This window comes from Burkholderia sp. APQ4-4ca (assembly GCF_057837105.1).
In genome coordinates this window covers 302,917-319,111 of sequence record NZ_JBYQCG010000072.1, presented here as the reverse complement: position 1 = coordinate 319,111, position 16,195 = coordinate 302,917, and the positions used below count along the sequence as shown (strand labels likewise).

The 16,195-nt window shown below is 67.5% G+C and carries 17 protein-coding genes and 1 pseudogene; 6 read left to right on the top strand and 12 right to left on the bottom strand.

The genetic code is table 11. The features are described from left to right. Nucleotides 1-60: 60 nt before the first annotated feature. Both AC3IFE_RS07455 and AC3IFE_RS07450 read right to left on the bottom strand, forming a co-directional pair. A complete protein-coding gene (locus AC3IFE_RS07455; RefSeq protein ID WP_006483056.1) occupies nt 61-264 on the bottom strand; it encodes a cold-shock protein in 204 nt (67 codons plus the stop codon). Nucleotides 265-560: 296 nt separating this feature from the next. Continuing rightward, nucleotides 561-879: pseudogene (locus AC3IFE_RS07450) on the bottom strand (PIN domain-containing protein); the annotation flags it as partial. A gap of 185 nt (nt 880-1,064) precedes the next feature. Between AC3IFE_RS07450 and AC3IFE_RS07445 the strand changes: the two are divergent. Further along, on the top strand, nt 1,065-2,105 hold the full coding sequence (locus tag AC3IFE_RS07445) for an acyltransferase family protein (protein WP_489190076.1): 1,041 nt from the start codon (nt 1,065-1,067) through the stop codon (nt 2,103-2,105). A gap of 288 nt (nt 2,106-2,393) precedes the next feature. Here the strand turns inward: AC3IFE_RS07445 and AC3IFE_RS07440 are convergent, their stop codons facing one another. Both AC3IFE_RS07440 and AC3IFE_RS07435 read right to left on the bottom strand, forming a co-directional pair. Continuing rightward, on the bottom strand, nt 2,394-2,810 hold the full coding sequence (locus AC3IFE_RS07440; RefSeq protein ID WP_179233516.1) for a type II toxin-antitoxin system VapC family toxin: 417 nt from the start codon (nt 2,808-2,810) through the stop codon (nt 2,394-2,396). Further along, nucleotides 2,797-3,033, bottom strand: coding sequence for a FitA-like ribbon-helix-helix domain-containing protein (locus tag AC3IFE_RS07435; RefSeq protein WP_069618041.1), 237 nt, complete (start codon nt 3,031-3,033; stop codon nt 2,797-2,799). Before AC3IFE_RS07435 ends, AC3IFE_RS07440 begins: the two co-directional genes overlap by 14 nt. Nucleotides 3,034-3,543: 510 nt before the next feature. Here AC3IFE_RS07435 and AC3IFE_RS07430 point away from each other — a divergent pair. Together AC3IFE_RS07430 and AC3IFE_RS07425 are read left to right on the top strand one after the other, a co-directional pair. After that, nucleotides 3,544-4,821, top strand: a complete 1,278-nt coding sequence (locus tag AC3IFE_RS07430; RefSeq protein ID WP_489190075.1) for an acyltransferase family protein — start codon at nt 3,544-3,546, stop codon at nt 4,819-4,821. Nucleotides 4,822-4,912: 91 nt separating this feature from the next. Then, nucleotides 4,913-6,301 (top strand): DHA2 family efflux MFS transporter permease subunit, encoded by a 1,389-nt coding sequence (locus AC3IFE_RS07425; RefSeq protein WP_489190074.1) that lies wholly within the window; start codon nt 4,913-4,915, stop codon nt 6,299-6,301. 9 nt (nt 6,302-6,310) lie between these two features. Here AC3IFE_RS07425 and AC3IFE_RS07420 read toward each other — a convergent pair whose 3' ends face one another. Further along, nucleotides 6,311-6,691, bottom strand: a complete 381-nt coding sequence (locus AC3IFE_RS07420) for a DUF4377 domain-containing protein (protein WP_489190073.1) — start codon at nt 6,689-6,691, stop codon at nt 6,311-6,313. A gap of 295 nt (nt 6,692-6,986) precedes the next feature. Between AC3IFE_RS07420 and AC3IFE_RS07415 the strand changes: the two genes are divergently transcribed. Beyond that, a complete protein-coding gene (locus AC3IFE_RS07415) occupies nt 6,987-8,180 on the top strand; it encodes a tyrosine-type recombinase/integrase (protein ID WP_489190072.1) in 1,194 nt (397 codons plus the stop codon). A gap of 195 nt (nt 8,181-8,375) precedes the next feature. On the opposite strand, the gene AC3IFE_RS07410 is transcribed toward AC3IFE_RS07415, so the two are convergent. From AC3IFE_RS07410 to AC3IFE_RS07380, 7 genes are all read right to left on the bottom strand, one after another. Then, entirely contained in the window at nt 8,376-8,594 is a 219-nt protein-coding gene (locus AC3IFE_RS07410) for a YXWGXW repeat-containing protein (protein ID WP_089469901.1), read from the bottom strand. A gap of 56 nt (nt 8,595-8,650) precedes the next feature. After that, nucleotides 8,651-9,808, bottom strand: coding sequence for a DUF1501 domain-containing protein (locus AC3IFE_RS07405; protein WP_489190070.1), 1,158 nt, complete (start codon nt 9,806-9,808; stop codon nt 8,651-8,653). A gap of 2 nt (nt 9,809-9,810) precedes the next feature. Then, complete coding sequence (locus AC3IFE_RS07400; RefSeq protein ID WP_489190069.1) at nt 9,811-11,205, bottom strand: DUF1800 domain-containing protein; 1,395 nt, start codon at nt 11,203-11,205, stop codon at nt 9,811-9,813. 231 nt (nt 11,206-11,436) lie between these two features. Continuing rightward, entirely contained in the window at nt 11,437-11,940 is a 504-nt protein-coding gene (locus tag AC3IFE_RS07395) for a periplasmic heavy metal sensor (RefSeq protein ID WP_489190068.1), read from the bottom strand. After that, nucleotides 11,937-12,356: a hypothetical protein gene (locus AC3IFE_RS07390; RefSeq protein WP_489190067.1), complete on the bottom strand. Its 420-nt coding sequence runs from the start codon at nt 12,354-12,356 to the stop codon at nt 11,937-11,939. Before AC3IFE_RS07390 ends, AC3IFE_RS07395 begins: the two co-directional genes overlap by 4 nt. Next, nucleotides 12,353-13,147: an RNA polymerase sigma factor gene (locus AC3IFE_RS07385; RefSeq protein ID WP_489190066.1), complete on the bottom strand. Its 795-nt coding sequence runs from the start codon at nt 13,145-13,147 to the stop codon at nt 12,353-12,355. The genes AC3IFE_RS07390 and AC3IFE_RS07385 overlap by 4 nt, the downstream gene beginning before the upstream one ends. A 223-nt stretch (nt 13,148-13,370) precedes the next feature. Continuing rightward, nucleotides 13,371-13,670, bottom strand: coding sequence for a YXWGXW repeat-containing protein (locus AC3IFE_RS07380; protein WP_089469907.1), 300 nt, complete (start codon nt 13,668-13,670; stop codon nt 13,371-13,373). Nucleotides 13,671-13,986: 316 nt separating this feature from the next. Here AC3IFE_RS07380 and AC3IFE_RS07375 point away from each other — a divergent pair, with 316 nt between their 5' ends. Both AC3IFE_RS07375 and AC3IFE_RS07370 read left to right on the top strand, forming a co-directional pair. After that, nucleotides 13,987-15,672, top strand: coding sequence for a purple acid phosphatase family protein (locus tag AC3IFE_RS07375; protein WP_489190065.1), 1,686 nt, complete (start codon nt 13,987-13,989; stop codon nt 15,670-15,672). A 106-nt stretch (nt 15,673-15,778) separates the two neighbouring features. Next, nucleotides 15,779-16,060, top strand: coding sequence for a hypothetical protein (locus AC3IFE_RS07370; protein WP_489190064.1), 282 nt, complete (start codon nt 15,779-15,781; stop codon nt 16,058-16,060). Nucleotides 16,061-16,195: the final 135 nt, after the last annotated feature.

Genomic DNA, 16,195 nt, shown 5'->3' with positions numbered 1-16,195 from the left:
CCCCCCGCCCGATACTCCATCCGGCATCGGCCGCCGCTTGGCGGCCGATGCCGATGCGACTTACTGCGGCGTGATGTTCGACGCTTGCAGACCCTTCGGGCCACGCTTCACTTCGAAGCTGACCTTCTGGCCTTCGGCCAGGGTCTTGAAGCCCGTGCCGCGAATTTCCGAGAAATGGGCGAACAGATCGTCGCCGCCGTTGTCCGGGGAAATGAAACCAAAGCCCTTGGTTTCGTTGAACCACTTGACGGTACCGGTATCCACAAATACTTCCTTAATACAAATAATTGAACATGCGCCCGCGACGGGCACAGAAAGAATCAAAGAGGGAGAGACCAACGACTGCCGCACGGTGTACGGCCAATGATGAGCAATCGGACTTCTTGATGACTTCGGTCTCGGACACTACGCGGTAGTGACCGTTTCGTCAAGTTATTTTGATGCAACGCACAAGCGCGGGCCGTCGGGCGCTGGCCAGGATGCCGGCCGATCATGGGGCTACATCGCCTGTCGGGACGAGAAGATGAGCGGTGGAAATAGGGGGCTGATCGTTGATCAGGGGTGGCCGCGATCAGCTTGTGAGTTCGTGCGTCGGATCGGGCACGCTCAAATGTCCGAACATCTGGCTGGGCCCGATATCGACCGGCAGGATGTTCTCCGCATAGCCGGACAGGATCATCGCCATCCAGGCCTCGAATGCCGATGCCTGGCCGTGATCGTCGCGATGACGAATCAGATCGACACCGCGCCGCAGCTCGGCCACCGCGACCACGGACGGATAAAGCGGGCTCGCTTCGGCTTCGGCCTGAAGAATGTCCTCCGCACGCCGAGGTTGGTTCGCTTGCCCTTCCTGATTTCGCTGATGACGCGCGTATCTATCGGATAGGCGGGATGACCCGCCCTACTTTCTTTTATTTCAATTGGTTAGATGCGGTTTTTTTGTAGAAGAATACCCTTGCAAACTGCGTAGCTACATGCCGGTAAATCAAGCGCCCGCCGTATGGCGCTGACGAGAGATGTCCCGTACTTCTGCCAACACCGCGCCGGAGAAATAGGAGTCTTACATGGCACCCAATAACCAGAACGCATTCACCGCTCTGCGCTTGCTCTCAGCCTACGCGGTCATCATCACTCACAGCTACGTCGTGCTTGGCCTTCCCCATGACTGGCTTGAAGCCCACGGCTTCCCGCAGTTCAGCGAGTTCGGAGTAAGCTCGTTCTTCGCGGTCAGCGGGTACCTCGTCTGCAAATCGTTGCAGCGCAATTCGAACCCGTTCGTCTACTTGCGCAACCGAGCTCTGCGAATATTCCCAGGGTTGTTTGTGCTCGTACTGCTTACGATCTTCGTCGTCGGCCCGATCATGACGCATGGGTGGTCTGCCGGCTGGCTAAAATACCTGACGAACCTTTCTCTATATCGACTCGTCCCGACGCTTCATCAATTCTTCGTGACGAATCCGGTTGCTGTCATCAATGGATCTCTCTGGACGTTATCGCTCGAGGTAACGTGTTATCTGATGCTACTTGGCATATCGTGGGTGGGGGCGTTGAATTGGAAGGGGCTATTGTTGATGCTGATCGGCTGTTACGTGGCGCTGATGGGTGATTTGCTCTGGCAAGGGAACTACCTGATCGGCATGAACACCTTCCAGCTTTCTCGCCTTGGCGTGTTTTTCTGGGGAGGAGCGTTTCTCGCGACTGTAACTTTGCCGCGTAGCTGGATCCTATGGGCGGCTTCGGTCTTGCTGGTCCTGCTACCCTTCTATCTGTTCGCGGCCAGTCCAAACTGGAAGATCAGGGCGTATGCCTTCAATCTGCTGCTGCCGTTCGTTGTTATTTTCGCGGCGGAACGCCTGCCTAGGCTAGCCTTCCTGAACCGCTTCGACATTTCGTACGGCGTTTATATCTACGCGTTCCTAGTGCAGCAGATTCTGGTGTGGCACTTCGGAATCGGCATCAGCCCGACCAAGCTATCTCTTTTCACCGCCGCCATCGTAACCCCACTCGCCGCAGCTTCATGGTTCCTCGTAGAAAAGCCGGCACTCGCTCTGAAAAGCGGATTCGCCGGCTTTCGGAGAAAAGGTGTGCAAACGTCTTCCGCATAGCGCGCCACGCATCGACGCGCGTCGCGTCGACGACGACATAACCCCACGCACGGACATCAATCATACCGGCGTGCTCCTGATTCAGTATCCGCTGTTCGTGCAGGATTCTGGCCAGGCCGGGGTGACGGCCTTACATCGTCCGTCGGGACGAGAAGACGAGCTCTGAAAGGCTCTGAGTGTGAAATGTCGCCGCCGGGTTAGGCCGGTCGCGGGAACCAGCGTCGAGGCGCTGGCCTGCGTGCCGACCTTCGCCCGCCCTGGCTTCGCACGACGACTGCCACCACGACGCTAATCGAACGGATTCAGTAACCGCACGCCGGTGCGAGCGAAATCGTCGACGTTGCGCGTGACGACCGTCAGATCGTTGATCAGCGCAGTGGCCGCGATCAGCTTGTCGAGTTCGTGCGTCGGATCGGGCACGCGCAAATGCCCCCACATCTGGCTGGTCTCGATATCGACCGGCAGGATGTTCGACGCATAGCCGGACAGGATCATCGCCATCCAGGCCTCGAGCGCCGACGCCTGGCTGTGATCGCCGCGATGGCGGATCAGGTCGACACCGCGCCGCAACTCGGCCACCGTCACGACGGACAGATAAAGCGGACTCGCTTCGGCTTCGGCCTGCCTGAAGAACGCCCGCACGCCGCGGTTGGTTCGCTTGCCCTTCCTGATTTCGCTGATGACGTTCGTATCAATCAAAAACACGCCTGACCTCGCCTGAATCCTGAACACGTTGGAAATCCGCGTCTTCGCCCACCTCGGGCATGCTCATCAGCACTTGCGCAAACGTCCGCCGCTTCGGCCGGCCGAGCGCTTCGGCCAGAATGGCTCGATGTTCGGCCTCGGCGCTCCTGCCATTGGCCGCCGCCTGCTCGCGCAGGCTTTGAACGATAGTGTCATCCACGTTACGCACCAGAAGATTTGCCATGAGTACCTCCATCCAGATTTGCTATCAATGATAGCGCCATGAAGGTAAATTGCAAGCATTGCTATCACTTTCATGACCGGACGGACCTCGGGGTCGGCGTGCACCAGCAACAGCGGACGGCACGAATCTGCCCTCTTCCGCCGCTGGCCCGACGCGTCGAACTGCTGTGGCCCAAGGTAAGCCGGAGCGGCCCGATGGGGAAGCCGGCCGAATGGCCAATCGCGCGCCAATGACGACGGCGGAGGTCCGGCCCACGAGGAACGAAATTTGCGAGGCGAGCCCAGCGAGTGACAAGCACCATGAATACGGGCGCCGCCTCGATTCGCCCTGAAACATCGTGTTGCACAACGGGCCGCCACATCGCCCGCGCCGCACGTGATCGTTTGATACCATCGGATCACAAGACCGGCGATCGAAAGCCGTGCGAAGCGCGCAGAAGACCTTGCATCGACGCGGACCATCCGACCATCCGTGCCTGACATCCCGATCCAAGACACGAGACGCTCTTCAGTGGACTTTGTTACGCCCTCTCTGAAAACCCTGTTCTCCCCGACACCCGACCAACTCTACTTCCCGGCATGCGTTGCGGCCGTGGCGATCATCGCGTGGCTCGTCGCGCGGCACGTACCGTTCTACCGGTCTGCCGTCGACAAGTCGCTGTCGATGCGCTATCGCAATCTCGACGGTTTCCGCGGCCTGCTGGCCGTCTCCGTGGTCTTCCATCACTTCGCGTGCAATCAGGCGTTGCTGTCGACCGGTGTCTGGGGCGCCGGCACCGATTTCCTGCGCAATCTCGGGACGATTCCCGTCGCGATGTTCTTCATGGTCACCGGCCTGCTGTTCTGGGAACGCGCGTGCCGAGGCGCGCTCGACGTGCGGACCTTCTTCGTCGGACGCGTGCGACGCCTCGCGCCGCTCTATCTGTTTTACGCGGCCGTCATCGTCATCTGCACGCTTTACTGGTTTCCCCGCAACGCCGTCGGCGCACCGGCGCAGTTGCTGGCCGACCTGCTCAAGACCGTTTCGCTCGGCTGGTTCGGCGCGTTCCCGATCAACGGAGCGGAACGGACGCCGTATCTGAGCGGCGTCTGGTGGACCCTCGCCTACGAATGGCGGTTCTACGTCGCCGTCCCGTTTCTCGCATGGTTCGTCGCCACACGTGCGTGGCGCAAGCTGCTCGCGCTCGCGATCGTCGCGGCCTGCGCGGCGTTGTTCGGGCCGCCCGGCGGCATGGCGCTGCTGTTCGCGCTTGGCGCGGTGGCCTACGAGATGTCGCGGCACCCCGCGATCCGCGCGCGGCTCGCCACGAAACAGGCGGCGACCGTCGCGCTGCTGATCCTCGCGATGTCGCCGTCCCCCGCCGAACGCTATTCGATCGAAGGCGCGTTGCCGCTGCTTCCGGTGTTTCTCTGCATCGCCAGCGGAAACACGTTCTACGGGCTGCTCGAAACCCGGCCGCTCGCGCTGCTCGGCACCGCCAGTTTCAGCATCTACATGATCCACATGGTGATCGTGTACATGATCGTTCATGCGTTCAACAAGTTTGTTTTCCCGATCGATTCGGCCGGCGATTCCGGCATCTGGGCGCTCGCGCTCGCATGCGCGCTGGTTGCCGTCTTGTGTTCGCTGCTGACTTACCGCTACGTCGAGCATCCGTTCATCGCCAAGCGCCACGATGCGCGCCCGGCACGCGGCTCTGACGGGCGAACGCGCGCGTGCCGCGTCGAGCAGCGTCCCCTCGGCGATGAACATGCCCTCGATGCGGTCGGCGATACCGCTTCCCGATGACCGGCGGAATCGGTACCATCGAGCGCTTGAAGTCCGGCGGGCGCCGCGCGACCGTGCACCGGCGCCCGCCTCTCGTACCATCGATTTCGCCATGTCCCGGGAACCCACACATTCCGTGCTGCTCTGGATCGTCGCCGCTGCGTTCTTCATGCAGTCGCTCGATACGACGATCGTCAACACCGCGCTGCCGTCCATCGCACAAAGCCTGCATGCGTCGCCGCTCGCGATGCAGCCCGTCGTGGTCGTCTACACGCTGACGATGGCGATGCTCACGCCAGCCTCCGGCTGGCTCGCCGACCGGTTCGGCACGCGCCGCGTATTCTCGGTCGCGATCCTCGTGTTCGTGCTCGCGTCGATCGGCTGCGCGGCGTCGCACACGCTCGGCCAGCTCGTCGTCGCGCGCGCCGTGCAGGGCATCGGCGGCTCGATGCTGCTGCCGATCGGGCGGCTCGCCGTGCTGCGCCGCGTGCCGGGCGAGCAGTACGTCGCGGCGATCGCGTTCGTGTCGATCGCCGGCCAGCTCGGCCCGATCGTCGGGCCGACGCTCGGCGGCTGGCTCACGCAGGCGATTTCGTGGCACTGGGTGTTCATCGTCAACGTGCCGGTCGGCGTGATCGGCTTCATCGCGGTGCAACGCTACCTGCCGCACGACCAAGCGACGCAGCCGCCGCCGTTCGACTTCGTCGGGTGTGCGCTGCTGTCGGCCGCGATGATCGCGCTGTCGCTCGCGATCGATCCGCCGATGTCCGCGCACCGCGCCGCGTGGGCGGCGGGGCTCGCGGGGCTCGGGCTGGCGAGCGCGCTCGCGTACCTGCCCCACGCGCGGCGCCGCACGCAGCCGCTGTTCCGGCTCGGGCTGTTTCGCGAGCCGAACTTGGGCTCGGGGCTGCTCGGCAACCTGCTGTGCCGGATCGGCACGAGTTCGGTGCCGTTCCTGCTGCCGCTGCTGATGCAGGTGCAGCTCGGCTATACGCCGCTGCAATCGGGGCTGATGATGCTGCCGGCCGCGATCGCGGGCGTCGTCGCGAAACGCTGGATCGCGGCGCTCGTGAAGCGCTTCGGCTATGCGGCGTTTCTGGTCGTGAATACGGGGATCGTCGGCTGCGCGATCGCGGGGTTCGCGCTGGTGTCGGCGCGGCCCGCGCCGGTGCTGGAAGGTGTGCTGCTGATCGTGTTCGGCGCGGCGAATTCGATGCAGTTCGCCGCGATGAACGGCGTGACGCTCAAGGGGTTGTCGCATGCCGATGCCGGCAGCGGCAACAGCCTGTTCACGATGATGCAGATGCTGGCGATGGGGCTGGGCGTGTCGATCGGCGGCGGGCTCGTCAACCTGTTCGCCGCCTATCGCGGCTCGATGGCGCACGGGTTCATGCTGTCGTTCGCGTGCATGGGCGCGGTGACGCTGCTGTCGTCGGTCGTGTTCCGGCGGATCGATACGGCCGCGCCGCCGGCCGGTGCGGCGGCGCGCCCGTCCACGTGATCGTGGCCGTCAGTTCACCTGGCGGCGCTCGACGACGCGCTTGAGCACCCGGCGGATCGACGAACCGTCGGCCGGCGGGCGCGCGGCGCGGTATTCGTCGACTTCGAGCGTGTACAGGTAGCCGGGCTGGTAGGCGAACCCTTCGATTCCCGCGTACCACAGGCTCCACGGCTCGCCCGCGCTGCCACGAACCTGCAGGCACTCCATCGGCGCGACGCCCGTGCAGCGCGCGGACCGCGGCGCGACATAGACGGTCTTCGTCACGGGCCTCCCGTCGGCCGGGCGCGCGGCACTCGGCGCGGGTGCCGCGGCGTCGGTCCGGCATCCGGCGACGAGCGTGCTGCCGGCAATGACGGCCGCGCCGAGCCGCGTTCGAATCGTGTGAATCATCGGGTATGCGTCTGCGAGCGTGGAAGGGCCAATTAGACGAACCGCCCGGCGAGAAGGTTCACAAACACCTTACGGACCGCGCTCGACGACCGGCGTTGATCGGATGTCGCGTGCAAGCCGATACGTCACCGTGTTCCGGTTCCGTCGCGCGCTTCGTCACCGGCCAGGCGATCGCCGTCTACGACGGCTTCATCGTATGGCGATCGTGTACCATCGGCGCTTCCGATACGCCTTCGCGTGCTGCGTTCGTCCGCCCGGCCACGCCCGCGCGATGCGCGCAGCGCGTTTCCTTCGCATGACCTCATCCGCTTCGCCCGACACGGCACTCCGGCCGCTGCCGATCGATACGCTGACCGTGCCGGCCGCGCTCGACGGACGCACAGGCACCAATCGCTCGGGCAGCGCGCATCAGCAGATCGCCGCGACCAACGATCTCGACGCCGTGCGCGCGTGGCTCGCGCGCTTTGTCGATACCCCGACCACGTTCCAGAACTACCGCAAGGAAGCCGAGCGCCTGCTGCTGTGGGCGGTGATCGCGTGCGGCAAGCCGCTGTCGTCGCTCACGCACGAGGATCTCGTCGTCTACCGGCAATTCCTGCTCGCCCCCGCGCCGGCCGAGCTATGGTGCGCGAACGGCGGCCGCAAGCATCCGCGCGACGATCCGCGCTGGCGGCCGTTCTACGGGCCGCTGTCGGCAGCCAGCCAGCGGCAGGCGCTGGTGATCCTGAACGTGATGTTCTCGTGGCTCGTGCAGGCCGGCTATCTGGCCGGCAACCCGCTCGCGTTGTCGCGACAGCGGCAACGCCGGCCCGCGCCGCGCGTCACGCGCCATCTCGGGCAGCCGCTGTGGCAATCGGTGAAGGATGCGATCGCCGCGATGCCGCGCGACGATGCCCGCGCATGCTTCCATGCGGATCGCGCGCGGTGGCTCTTCACGCTGCTGTATCTCGGCGGGCTGCGCATCACCGAAGCGGCCGATACGACGATGGGGCAATTCTTCTGCCGGCGCGACGCGACCGGGCGCGAGCGCTGGTGGCTCGACGTGACGGGCAAAGGCGGCCGGCAGCGGCTCGTGCCGGCCACCGACGAAATGATGGCCGAGCTGTCGCGCTACCGGCGTGCGCACGGCCTGCCCGCGCTACCGCGCGACGGCGAAACCACGCCGCTCGTGCTGTCGGTCGGCCAGGCACGCAAGCCGCTCACGCGCGCGGCGCTGCACCGGATCGTGAAGCAGGTGTTCCGGCGCGCGGCCGACCGGCTGCGCGCGAACGGCGAGGCCGGCGAGCAGGCGGCGCGCGTGCTCGAACAGGCGTCCGCGCACTGGCTGCGTCACAGCGCGGGCTCGCACATGGCCGACGGCCGCGTCGACCTGCGGCTCGTGCGCGACAACCTCGGTCATGTGTCGCTCACGACGACGAGCCAGTATCTTCACGCGGACGACGACTGGCGCCATCGCGAGACGGAAGAAAAGCACCGGATCGGATGGTAGGTGCGCCTCGCGGCGGCGCTCATCGAACGAGATCGAGCCCGCCGAGGCCGCCGTTGCCGCGGCACTTCGCACGATCGCTTGTCGCCGGATGCCCGTCGCCGGATGCCCGTCGCCGGGATCCGCAAGCTTAGGCCAACGCGCGTCGCCGTTCAATACGCTTCCCGGCATCCGCACCGCGCGGCACGTCGCGCACGATCAGTACACCGCCACCCAATGCCCCGGCACCCACGCCCAGTGATTGCCGGCCCACCGGTAATGCCCCTTCGCCCAGCGATAGCCGGGCGCGGGCGGCGGCGGCGCCACCTCGACGACGGGCGCGGGCTGCGGCGGCCGCACGGGCTCGACCACGCAAGCGGACATCAGCACGGCACTCGCACTCACCAGCACGGCCAGCGAAACGGATTGGATCTTCATTGTGATTCTCCCTGTTGTGTCATGGGCCGATCGGGCCGAGCGCGGCATGCGCCGCGTCACGCGACCCCGCGAATCAGGCCGTTCATCGGCCGTGTCGCGCCGCTTTCCGCAAACAACGCGGACGCGGTACGGCGCGGATCGAGCCGCAGGCTATCGGCGGCCGCGCCCCCGATCAGCGCGTCGAGCGACGCGGTCGGCTTCAGGTCGCGCCCTTCGTACAGGTCGCCCGGTCGCAGCCCCGGCCAGTCGGCGATCACGCGCCCGCCGGCAACCGCGCCGCCCGCCAGCATCGCGACCGACGCCTGCCCGTGATCGGTGCCGCCCGTGCCGTTCACCGCGGCCGTGCGGCCGAACTCGGTCGCGACCAGCACCGTGGTCTGCTGCCACGCAGGTCCAAGGCCGTCGCGCAGCGCGGCGAGCATCGTGTCGAGCGCCTTCAACTGATTCGCGAGCCGCGCGTTCTGCGCGCTATGGGTGTCCCAGCCGCCCGTCTCGATCATCGCGATCCGCGGGCCGTCGTCGCGCGCGAGAAACGTCGCGGCGAGCTTGCCGACGCCCGCCGGGTCCTGCCGTGCATGCGCGTCGCCGGCGAGGCCGCGCGCTTCCATCGCGGATCGCCATAACGGGCCGAATTGCGCGTCGGCTTCGTAGAGCGACGACACGCGCGTGAGCAGATCGTCCGGCGCGGCCGGCAAGCCGGACGGCGCATACGACGCCGCCTGCACCGTGCCGCGCAGCGCGAGCGGCACGGTCGGCGCGAATGCGATCGCGTTGTCGCGCGTCGCCGGCAGCAGCGCGGCCAGCCGGTTCAGCCAGCCGTCCTTCACCTGGTACGGCGCGCGGCCACCCGTTTCGAGCACGTTCTGGCCGTCGAAATGCGAGCGGTCGCGATACGGCGACGCAATCGCATGGACGAACAGCGCCTGACCGTCGCGGTACAACTGCGCGGTCCGCGCGAGCGATGGATGCAGCGCGAACGTGCCGTCGAGTCGCGTCGCGGCCGCCGTGTCGATCGCGAGCGGGCCGCGCAGCGACACATACGCGGGCTCCGCATACGGAACGACGATGTTCAGGCCATCGGCCGCGCCGCGCTGGATCACGAACACGAAGCGCCGGTCGGTCTCGACGTTCGCGAATACGATCCGCGGCGCGACGAGGATCGCGCCCGCGCCAGCGGCGGCCACGCTGAGGAATTGTCGGCGGGACAGTGCCATGGTCATCTCCGTTGGAAATCGGGCGACACGAGCAGCAGCGCGAGCGACGTCGTCGCGCTTTCGGCGCGCGCAAGCGCGGTCGCGGTCGGCGCGCTCATCGAACCGGCGAGCAGCGTGTTGCCGAGCGTGCGCGGGTCGAGCCGGTCGCCCGTCCGCGCGGCGAGGCGCTGCGCGATCTCGACGCGGCGCACGAGCGCGTCGGGCGCCGCCCAGCTCGCGGCGACGTCGTCGTAGCCGGCCGGCGAGCCCGGCCGCCACACCGGCTGGCCGAGCTGCGCGAGCAGCGGCGCGGCCTTGAGATCACCGGTGTCGCGCCAGCCGAGCCCGCGCAGCGACGATACGGCCCACTCCCACGGTGTTTTGAACTTGCGGTTGACCGGCGACCACGCGTCGGGCGCGTCGACCAGCGCGCGATAGACGGTCGGCAGGTCGCCGCCGCTCGCATCGAATGCGCGGGCGAGCCGGTCGGTCAGCGCGGGCGGCGGCGTATCGGCGACGAAATGACGGGCGAGCTGGAACGCGATGTGTCGGCCCGTCGCCTCCGACCGCGCGAGGTCGTGCAGGACCGCGCGCGCCTGCGCTTCGCCCGGTTGATCGTAGGTGCGGCCGATCACCGTACGCACGCCCGGTTCGTGCAGATTCGGGCGAAACACGAATGCGCCGGGCGCCGCATCGCCCGGTTGCGGCCCGCGGCCGCCGGCGATGCTCCAGCCGGTCAGCGCACGCGCGAATTCCGTCACGTCGGCTTGCGTGTAACCGGTGCGCACGCCGAGCGTATGCAGTTCCATGATTTCGCGGGCGAGATTCTCGTTGAGGCCGCGCCTTGCCGACGGATTGCGTGCCTGCGCGCGCAGCGCGGCCGGACTGTCGGGGCCGACCGAGCGCGCCTGATCGAGGAACAGCTGCATCGCGGGATGCTGCTCGACGGCGACGAGCATGTCCTCGAAACGGCCGAGGACGTGCGGGCGGATCGCATCGCGCTCGAACGCGCCCGCATACGCGGCCACCTGCCCCTTGTCGACCGACACCGCGAAATGGTTTGCCCAGAAATGCACGAGACGCTCGACGAACGGCGCGGGCGTGTTCAGCGCGCTGTTCATGCGCGCGGCGACGGCACTGCGATACGCGTCGTAGCCGTCGCGGCGAATCGACTGCTCGGTCGCGCGCTTCGCGGCCGGGTCGTCGCTCGTCATCGCGTTGCGGGTGCTCGCGAAGCGCGTGGCGAGCGTGATCGCGTCCGGCTCGCTGGCCCAGGCCGCGGGCCGCGCGTCGTAGCGGTCGAACTGGGCGAGCAAGCCGGCCTTCAGGTCGGCTTCGGGTGCTTCGTCGGCCCGCGCGCCGAGACCGAAGCGGTTCAGCGCGATCGCGGCCGGCGTGGCGTCGTTCGGGTGGTCCATGACGGGCTCTCTTGCGGTGCGTACCCACGTTCAACGCAAGCACACCGGGAAATCCGTCGCAGGCAGGGAAATATTTTTTGTGTTTGTGATCGGGGAAACGCCGGGCGAAAGTCTCGCAGCGCGGCGGCGTGCATCGTCAATGGATAACGACCGCGCGATTCATCGGAACCGGCGCACGCATGACGCACGAGCAACACGCGGATCGCGCGCCGCTCGCGCGGTTTACTCGATTTACTGGCTCGCCGATGCGTCCGGCTTCTTCTGCAGCCTCGGCGGCAAACGCCAGTTCCCGCTGTGCTGCAACCCGTCGACGAACTTCATGCGCTCGTCGGGCGTCAGCGTCGCCGCGAAATCGACAATGCTGCGCTCGACCTGCGCCCGCATCGCGGTGTCGGCCGCGCGCGTGCGGTCGAGCGCCGCATCGATCGCCGCGCGATCGAGTTGCGGCGCGGCGAGCAGATCGAGCACGGTAATCCGGCCGTCGCGCCCTTCCCGCGCGAAATCGCGGCCGCTCTTGCGCGCCGCCTTCAACGCGGCGGCGAACTCGCGCTGCCGCGCATCGGGCAATTCGTCCGCGGCGAAACGCAGCGCGGTGCGCGATGCGGGCGCGCCGGCCGCATGCAGGTCGCGATGGGTCGAGAACCATTGATACGCGCCGCCGCCGATCGCGCCGAGCATGAACACGTTCAGCACGACCGAGCCGACGAGGGTGAATTTCCAGCCACGTTCGGTCATTCGTCGGCTCCGTCGATGCTCGGGCCGCCGAACGTGGTCGTCAGGTAGCCCGGTTCGTGTTGCGCGATCGGCGCGCTGCCGAGCATCAGCATCGACACGACCACCGCACCGGCGAGCGCGCCGGCCAGCCCGACGCCGGCGAACGCGGCGCCCGACCACCACACGCGGCCGCGGCGTCGCGCGCGTTGCGGCGGCGGCGCCGTCGCGACGATACGTTCGATCAGCGCCGGCGCGGGCGGCGCGACCGTGTCCTGCATCAGCCATGCATCGAGCTCGGCGGCCTCGTCGAGCGCTTCCAGCGCGTCGCGCGGATGCGCGTGCGCCCAAGCTTCGGCCGCCGCGCGTTCGGCTTGCGGCCAGCGCCGCGCATCCGAGCCGTACGCGGCGACGATGGTACGAAATCGTTCGGGTGTCATCGCTTGTCCTCGCTAGGTGGGTCGCCGGCCAGTTGCGCGCGCAGGTTGCGCCGCGCACGGGCGAGCAGGCTTTCCAGCGCATCGACGGTGATGCCCATCAGGTTGGCCGCTTCCACGTTCGACATTTCCTGATAGTACTGGAGCACCAGCGCTTCCCGCTGCCTCGGCGGCAACGCGGCCAGCGCCTGCCGCACGCGCGCGTCGCGCGAACGCAGTTCCGCATGCATGGCCGGCTCCGGCTGCGTGTCGGGCACGTCGGGCAGCGTATCGACGGGCTCCTCGCGGCGGCCGCGCAACCGGTCGTAGCACAGGTTCAGCACGACGCGATGCAGCCACGTGTCGAAGCGGGCCTCGCCTTCGCGCCAGCGCGGCGCCTGGTTCCAGATTCGCAAGAACGTCTCCTGCGCGACGTCCTCGGCTTCGTTCCGGTCGCCGAGCATGCGCGTCGCCAATGCGAGCAGCCGCGGCAGCTTGCGCGCGACGAGCAAGCGTACCGCCGATGCATCGCGCGCGCCGACGCGCGCGACGAGTTCCGCGTCCGGATCGCGGTCGCCGCGATCGTTCAACGCCGCCTGCTCCGTCGCACGGCGCGCGGGCGCCGCCCTGTCGCGGCAGAGGGACCCGCCGCCCGGCTGAAGCTCATCGTCGTGCTCTCCTTGCATGCGTCGGGCCGTCGCCGGACGGCGCCATGCCGACGGTTCCGATGGTCCGGCATCGCCGCGCGCGTCACGCCCGGCGTCGCACACGGTATCGGCCGTGCCGGTTTCATCGATATCCGGTTTGCGCCGCATGTCGATCCTGTCTGCCGGCCGCGCGGCCGTCCGGCGCGCTCAATATACGACGACCGGCGCGGGCCGGTAATACACCGGACGGGCCGGCACCACGACGCAGCCGGCCAGCACGATGGCTGCGGCCGCCAGTATCACGATGGTTCGAACGGGCATCGCTTCGGCTCATGATGTTGCATGAAGAATCCACTGCGCGGCATCGCTTCGACGCGCGGCGGCGTGCACGTCACGCCCAGTGGCCCGGCACCCAGCGCCAGGCAGGCCCGCGCGCGGACCAGTGTCCGGGCACCCAGTGGTAACCGACCCGCACGACACGCCAGTGGCCCGGAATCCACACGTATCGGCCGTGCCGCCAATGCCAGTGGCCCTGATCCCAGACGTAGCCCGCACGGGGCGCCGGCATCACTTCGACGCGCGGCGGCGGCGGTGCGTAAGGCGCGACGATGACGGCCTGCGCGAATGCGGCGGAGGTCGCGAGCGCCGCCAGGCAACCGGCAGCCCATCGCAATGGAATAGAAAGTTTCATGAAAGACTCCGAAATAACGGCATCGACCGGAAGCGATCGTTCATGCGTTAAACGGCGCGGGCCGGAGAAATCCGTCGCGACATCGGCGAATAATTTTTCGGGAGGCCGGCGCCGATGCCGACCGGAGGTGCGCGACGCGCGATCGTACGTATCGGCCGCCGCGCTCGCACGGTTGCGGAACTGTCACAACGCGGCAAAACTGCCCTTCGACAATGCATGCGACCGGGATCCCGCTCGTTTCCGGCCCACGCCCCGGCCGTGCCCGCGCATGGCCGCACGGTTCCCCTCTCGCGCCCCATCAACGAACACACCGATCATGTCGAACCAGGACACTTCCCCCGATCAGCCGAACGAGCCGGCCGCCTCCGTGTCGCGTCGCGGCTTCCTGAAACTCGCGGGCGTCTCCGGCCTCGCGACCGCCGCCGGCGGGCTCGCGGCCGCCCGCGCCGCCGCGTCGAATGCGGACGGCACGCCCGAACAGGTTCACCTGACGTGGGGCAACGACCCGACGTCCGAAGTCGTGATCTCGTGGGCATCGCTCGCCCCGGCCGTCAATCCGCGCGCGCGCATCGTCGCCGACGGCGAGCCCGCGCGCACCGTGCACGGCGTCCAGCGCGTGTACACCGACGGCCTGAACGGCGAGACCGTGTTCACGTATCACGCCCGCGTGCACGGGCTGAAGCCCGATACGCGCTACCGCTACGAGATCACGGCCGACAACGACAGCAACGCCGCACAGCCGTTCTCGGCGAATTTTTCGACCGCGCCGCGCGGCCGGGCGCCGTTCCGTTTCACGAGCTACGGCGATCTCGCGACGCCGAACGGCGCGTGGGTGCTGTCGTCGCCGCAGAGCCGCTTCGCGGTGCAGGCCGTCGAGCAGTTCCAGCCGCTGTTTCACCTGCTGAACGGCGACCTCTGCTACGCGAACCTGAACCCCCCGCACCAGCCCGAGGTGTGGCGCGATTTCGGCAACAACAACCAGACGTCGGCCGCGAATCGTCCGTGGATGCCCTGCCCCGGCAATCACGAGATCGAATTCAACAACGGCCCGCAAGGGCTCGACTCGTACCTCGCACGCTATACGCTGCCGGAAAACGGCACGCGCTTCCCGGGCCGCTGGTACAGCTTCCGCGTGAGCTCCGTGCTGTTCGTGTCGCTCGACGCCGACGACGTCGTCTACCAGGATGCCGCCGCGTTCGTCGGCGGCCCGGCGCCGCTCGTGCCGGCCGCGAGCACCGGCCGCCCGCCGATCGAGCCCGGCACGTCGTTCTATGTGCGCGGCTACAGCAACGGCGAGCAGACGCGCTGGCTCGAACGCACGCTGCGTCATGCCGCGCATGACGACGACATCGACTGGATCGTCGTGCAGATGCACCAGGACGCGCTCAGTTCGTCGAAGACGGGCAATGGGTCGGACAAGGGCATTCGCGAAGCGTGGCTGCCGCTGTTCGACCGTTACGGCGTCGACCTCGTGCTGTGCGGCCACGATCACGACTACGAGCGCAGCTACCCGGTGCGCGGTTGCAATCACCGCGCGGGCGTCGATGCGAAAACCGGCGAGGTGGTCGAAACGCTGCAGCCGCGCCCGGTCGGCTCGAACGACCCGGACCGCACGACGTTCGACACGAGCCACGGCACGATCCACCTGATCCTCGGCGGCGGCGGCACCAGCGCGCCGCTCGACGTGTACGGCGAAAACCCGTCGACCGGCTTTGCGCAGGCGAAGGTGTTCACCAAGCCGAACCGGCCGGTGCCGGGCACCGCGCCGAACACGTTCGTGCGTCAGCCGGCCGATGCGCTCGAGGATGCGATCTGGTCCGCGCGCCGCGATACGGGCACCGGCTACGGGATCGCGGTGTTCGATCACGATCCGGGCAAGCCGGGCGGTCATACGACGATCACGATGCGCTACTACCACGCGCCGGGCGCCGACCAGCACCCGACCGCGCAATACGAGCTGTTCGAGACGATCGAGCTCAGCAAGAAGCGGCGCGAGCGGTGATCGACGCATCGGGCGCCCGTTGCGGCGGGCGTCCGATGCGCGGCCGTCGACGGACGGAAGGGGCGGCGCGGGTTAGGCTGGCCGCGTCGCACTCCGGCCCATGCAGATGAGTTTCGAATACCGCATTCACACGCCCCCCACGGCCGACGCATTCGACGCCATCGCGAATATGCTGCGGCAAGCGCATGGCGACATCGACGTCGATCCACGCGAACGACGACTTGAAATTCGCGATGCAGCCGGCGGCTGGCCGCTGATCGATCTGTCGATCGAGGCAGCCGGTTTTCTCCTTGTCACGACACTGGGCCCGACGCGAAACGCGATGCTCGACGCGATCGGACGCGGGCTGCCGGAAATCCGCGCACCGTGGCGTATCGACGGCGCGTGATCGGCTCGCGCGACCGAATCGATCGGACACGCCGGTCCGGCTGAATCGCCTCGACGGCTGCGCCCCCGTAAAATGCGCGCTTCCGGCGAAATCTCCGCCTTGTATCGCCGCTCGCGATGACGGCACGCGCGAGCC

What these genes read in the sequence shown, in the direction of transcription:
- AC3IFE_RS07445 (WP_489190076.1), top strand. Translation starts at nt 1,065, where the DNA reads ATGGCACCCAATAACCAGAACGCATTCACCGCTCTGCGCTTGCTCTCA.
- AC3IFE_RS07435 (WP_069618041.1), bottom strand. Translation starts at nt 3,033, where the DNA reads ATGGCAAATCTTCTGGTGCGTAACGTGGATGACACTATCGTTCAAAGC.
- AC3IFE_RS07425 (WP_489190074.1), top strand. Translation starts at nt 4,913, where the DNA reads ATGTCCCGGGAACCCACACATTCCGTGCTGCTCTGGATCGTCGCCGCT.
- AC3IFE_RS07420 (WP_489190073.1), bottom strand. Translation starts at nt 6,691, where the DNA reads ATGATTCACACGATTCGAACGCGGCTCGGCGCGGCCGTCATTGCCGGC.
- AC3IFE_RS07415 (WP_489190072.1), top strand. Translation starts at nt 6,987, where the DNA reads ATGACCTCATCCGCTTCGCCCGACACGGCACTCCGGCCGCTGCCGATC.
- AC3IFE_RS07410 (WP_089469901.1), bottom strand. Translation starts at nt 8,594, where the DNA reads ATGAAGATCCAATCCGTTTCGCTGGCCGTGCTGGTGAGTGCGAGTGCC.
- AC3IFE_RS07405 (WP_489190070.1), bottom strand. Translation starts at nt 9,808, where the DNA reads ATGGCACTGTCCCGCCGACAATTCCTCAGCGTGGCCGCCGCTGGCGCG.
- AC3IFE_RS07400 (WP_489190069.1), bottom strand. Translation starts at nt 11,205, where the DNA reads ATGGACCACCCGAACGACGCCACGCCGGCCGCGATCGCGCTGAACCGC.
- AC3IFE_RS07395 (WP_489190068.1), bottom strand. Translation starts at nt 11,940, where the DNA reads ATGACCGAACGTGGCTGGAAATTCACCCTCGTCGGCTCGGTCGTGCTG.
- AC3IFE_RS07390 (WP_489190067.1), bottom strand. Translation starts at nt 12,356, where the DNA reads ATGACACCCGAACGATTTCGTACCATCGTCGCCGCGTACGGCTCGGAT.
- AC3IFE_RS07385 (WP_489190066.1), bottom strand. Translation starts at nt 13,147, where the DNA reads ATGCGGCGCAAACCGGATATCGATGAAACCGGCACGGCCGATACCGTG.
- AC3IFE_RS07380 (WP_089469907.1), bottom strand. Translation starts at nt 13,670, where the DNA reads ATGAAACTTTCTATTCCATTGCGATGGGCTGCCGGTTGCCTGGCGGCG.
- AC3IFE_RS07375 (WP_489190065.1), top strand. Translation starts at nt 13,987, where the DNA reads ATGTCGAACCAGGACACTTCCCCCGATCAGCCGAACGAGCCGGCCGCC.
- AC3IFE_RS07370 (WP_489190064.1), top strand. Translation starts at nt 15,779, where the DNA reads ATGAGTTTCGAATACCGCATTCACACGCCCCCCACGGCCGACGCATTC.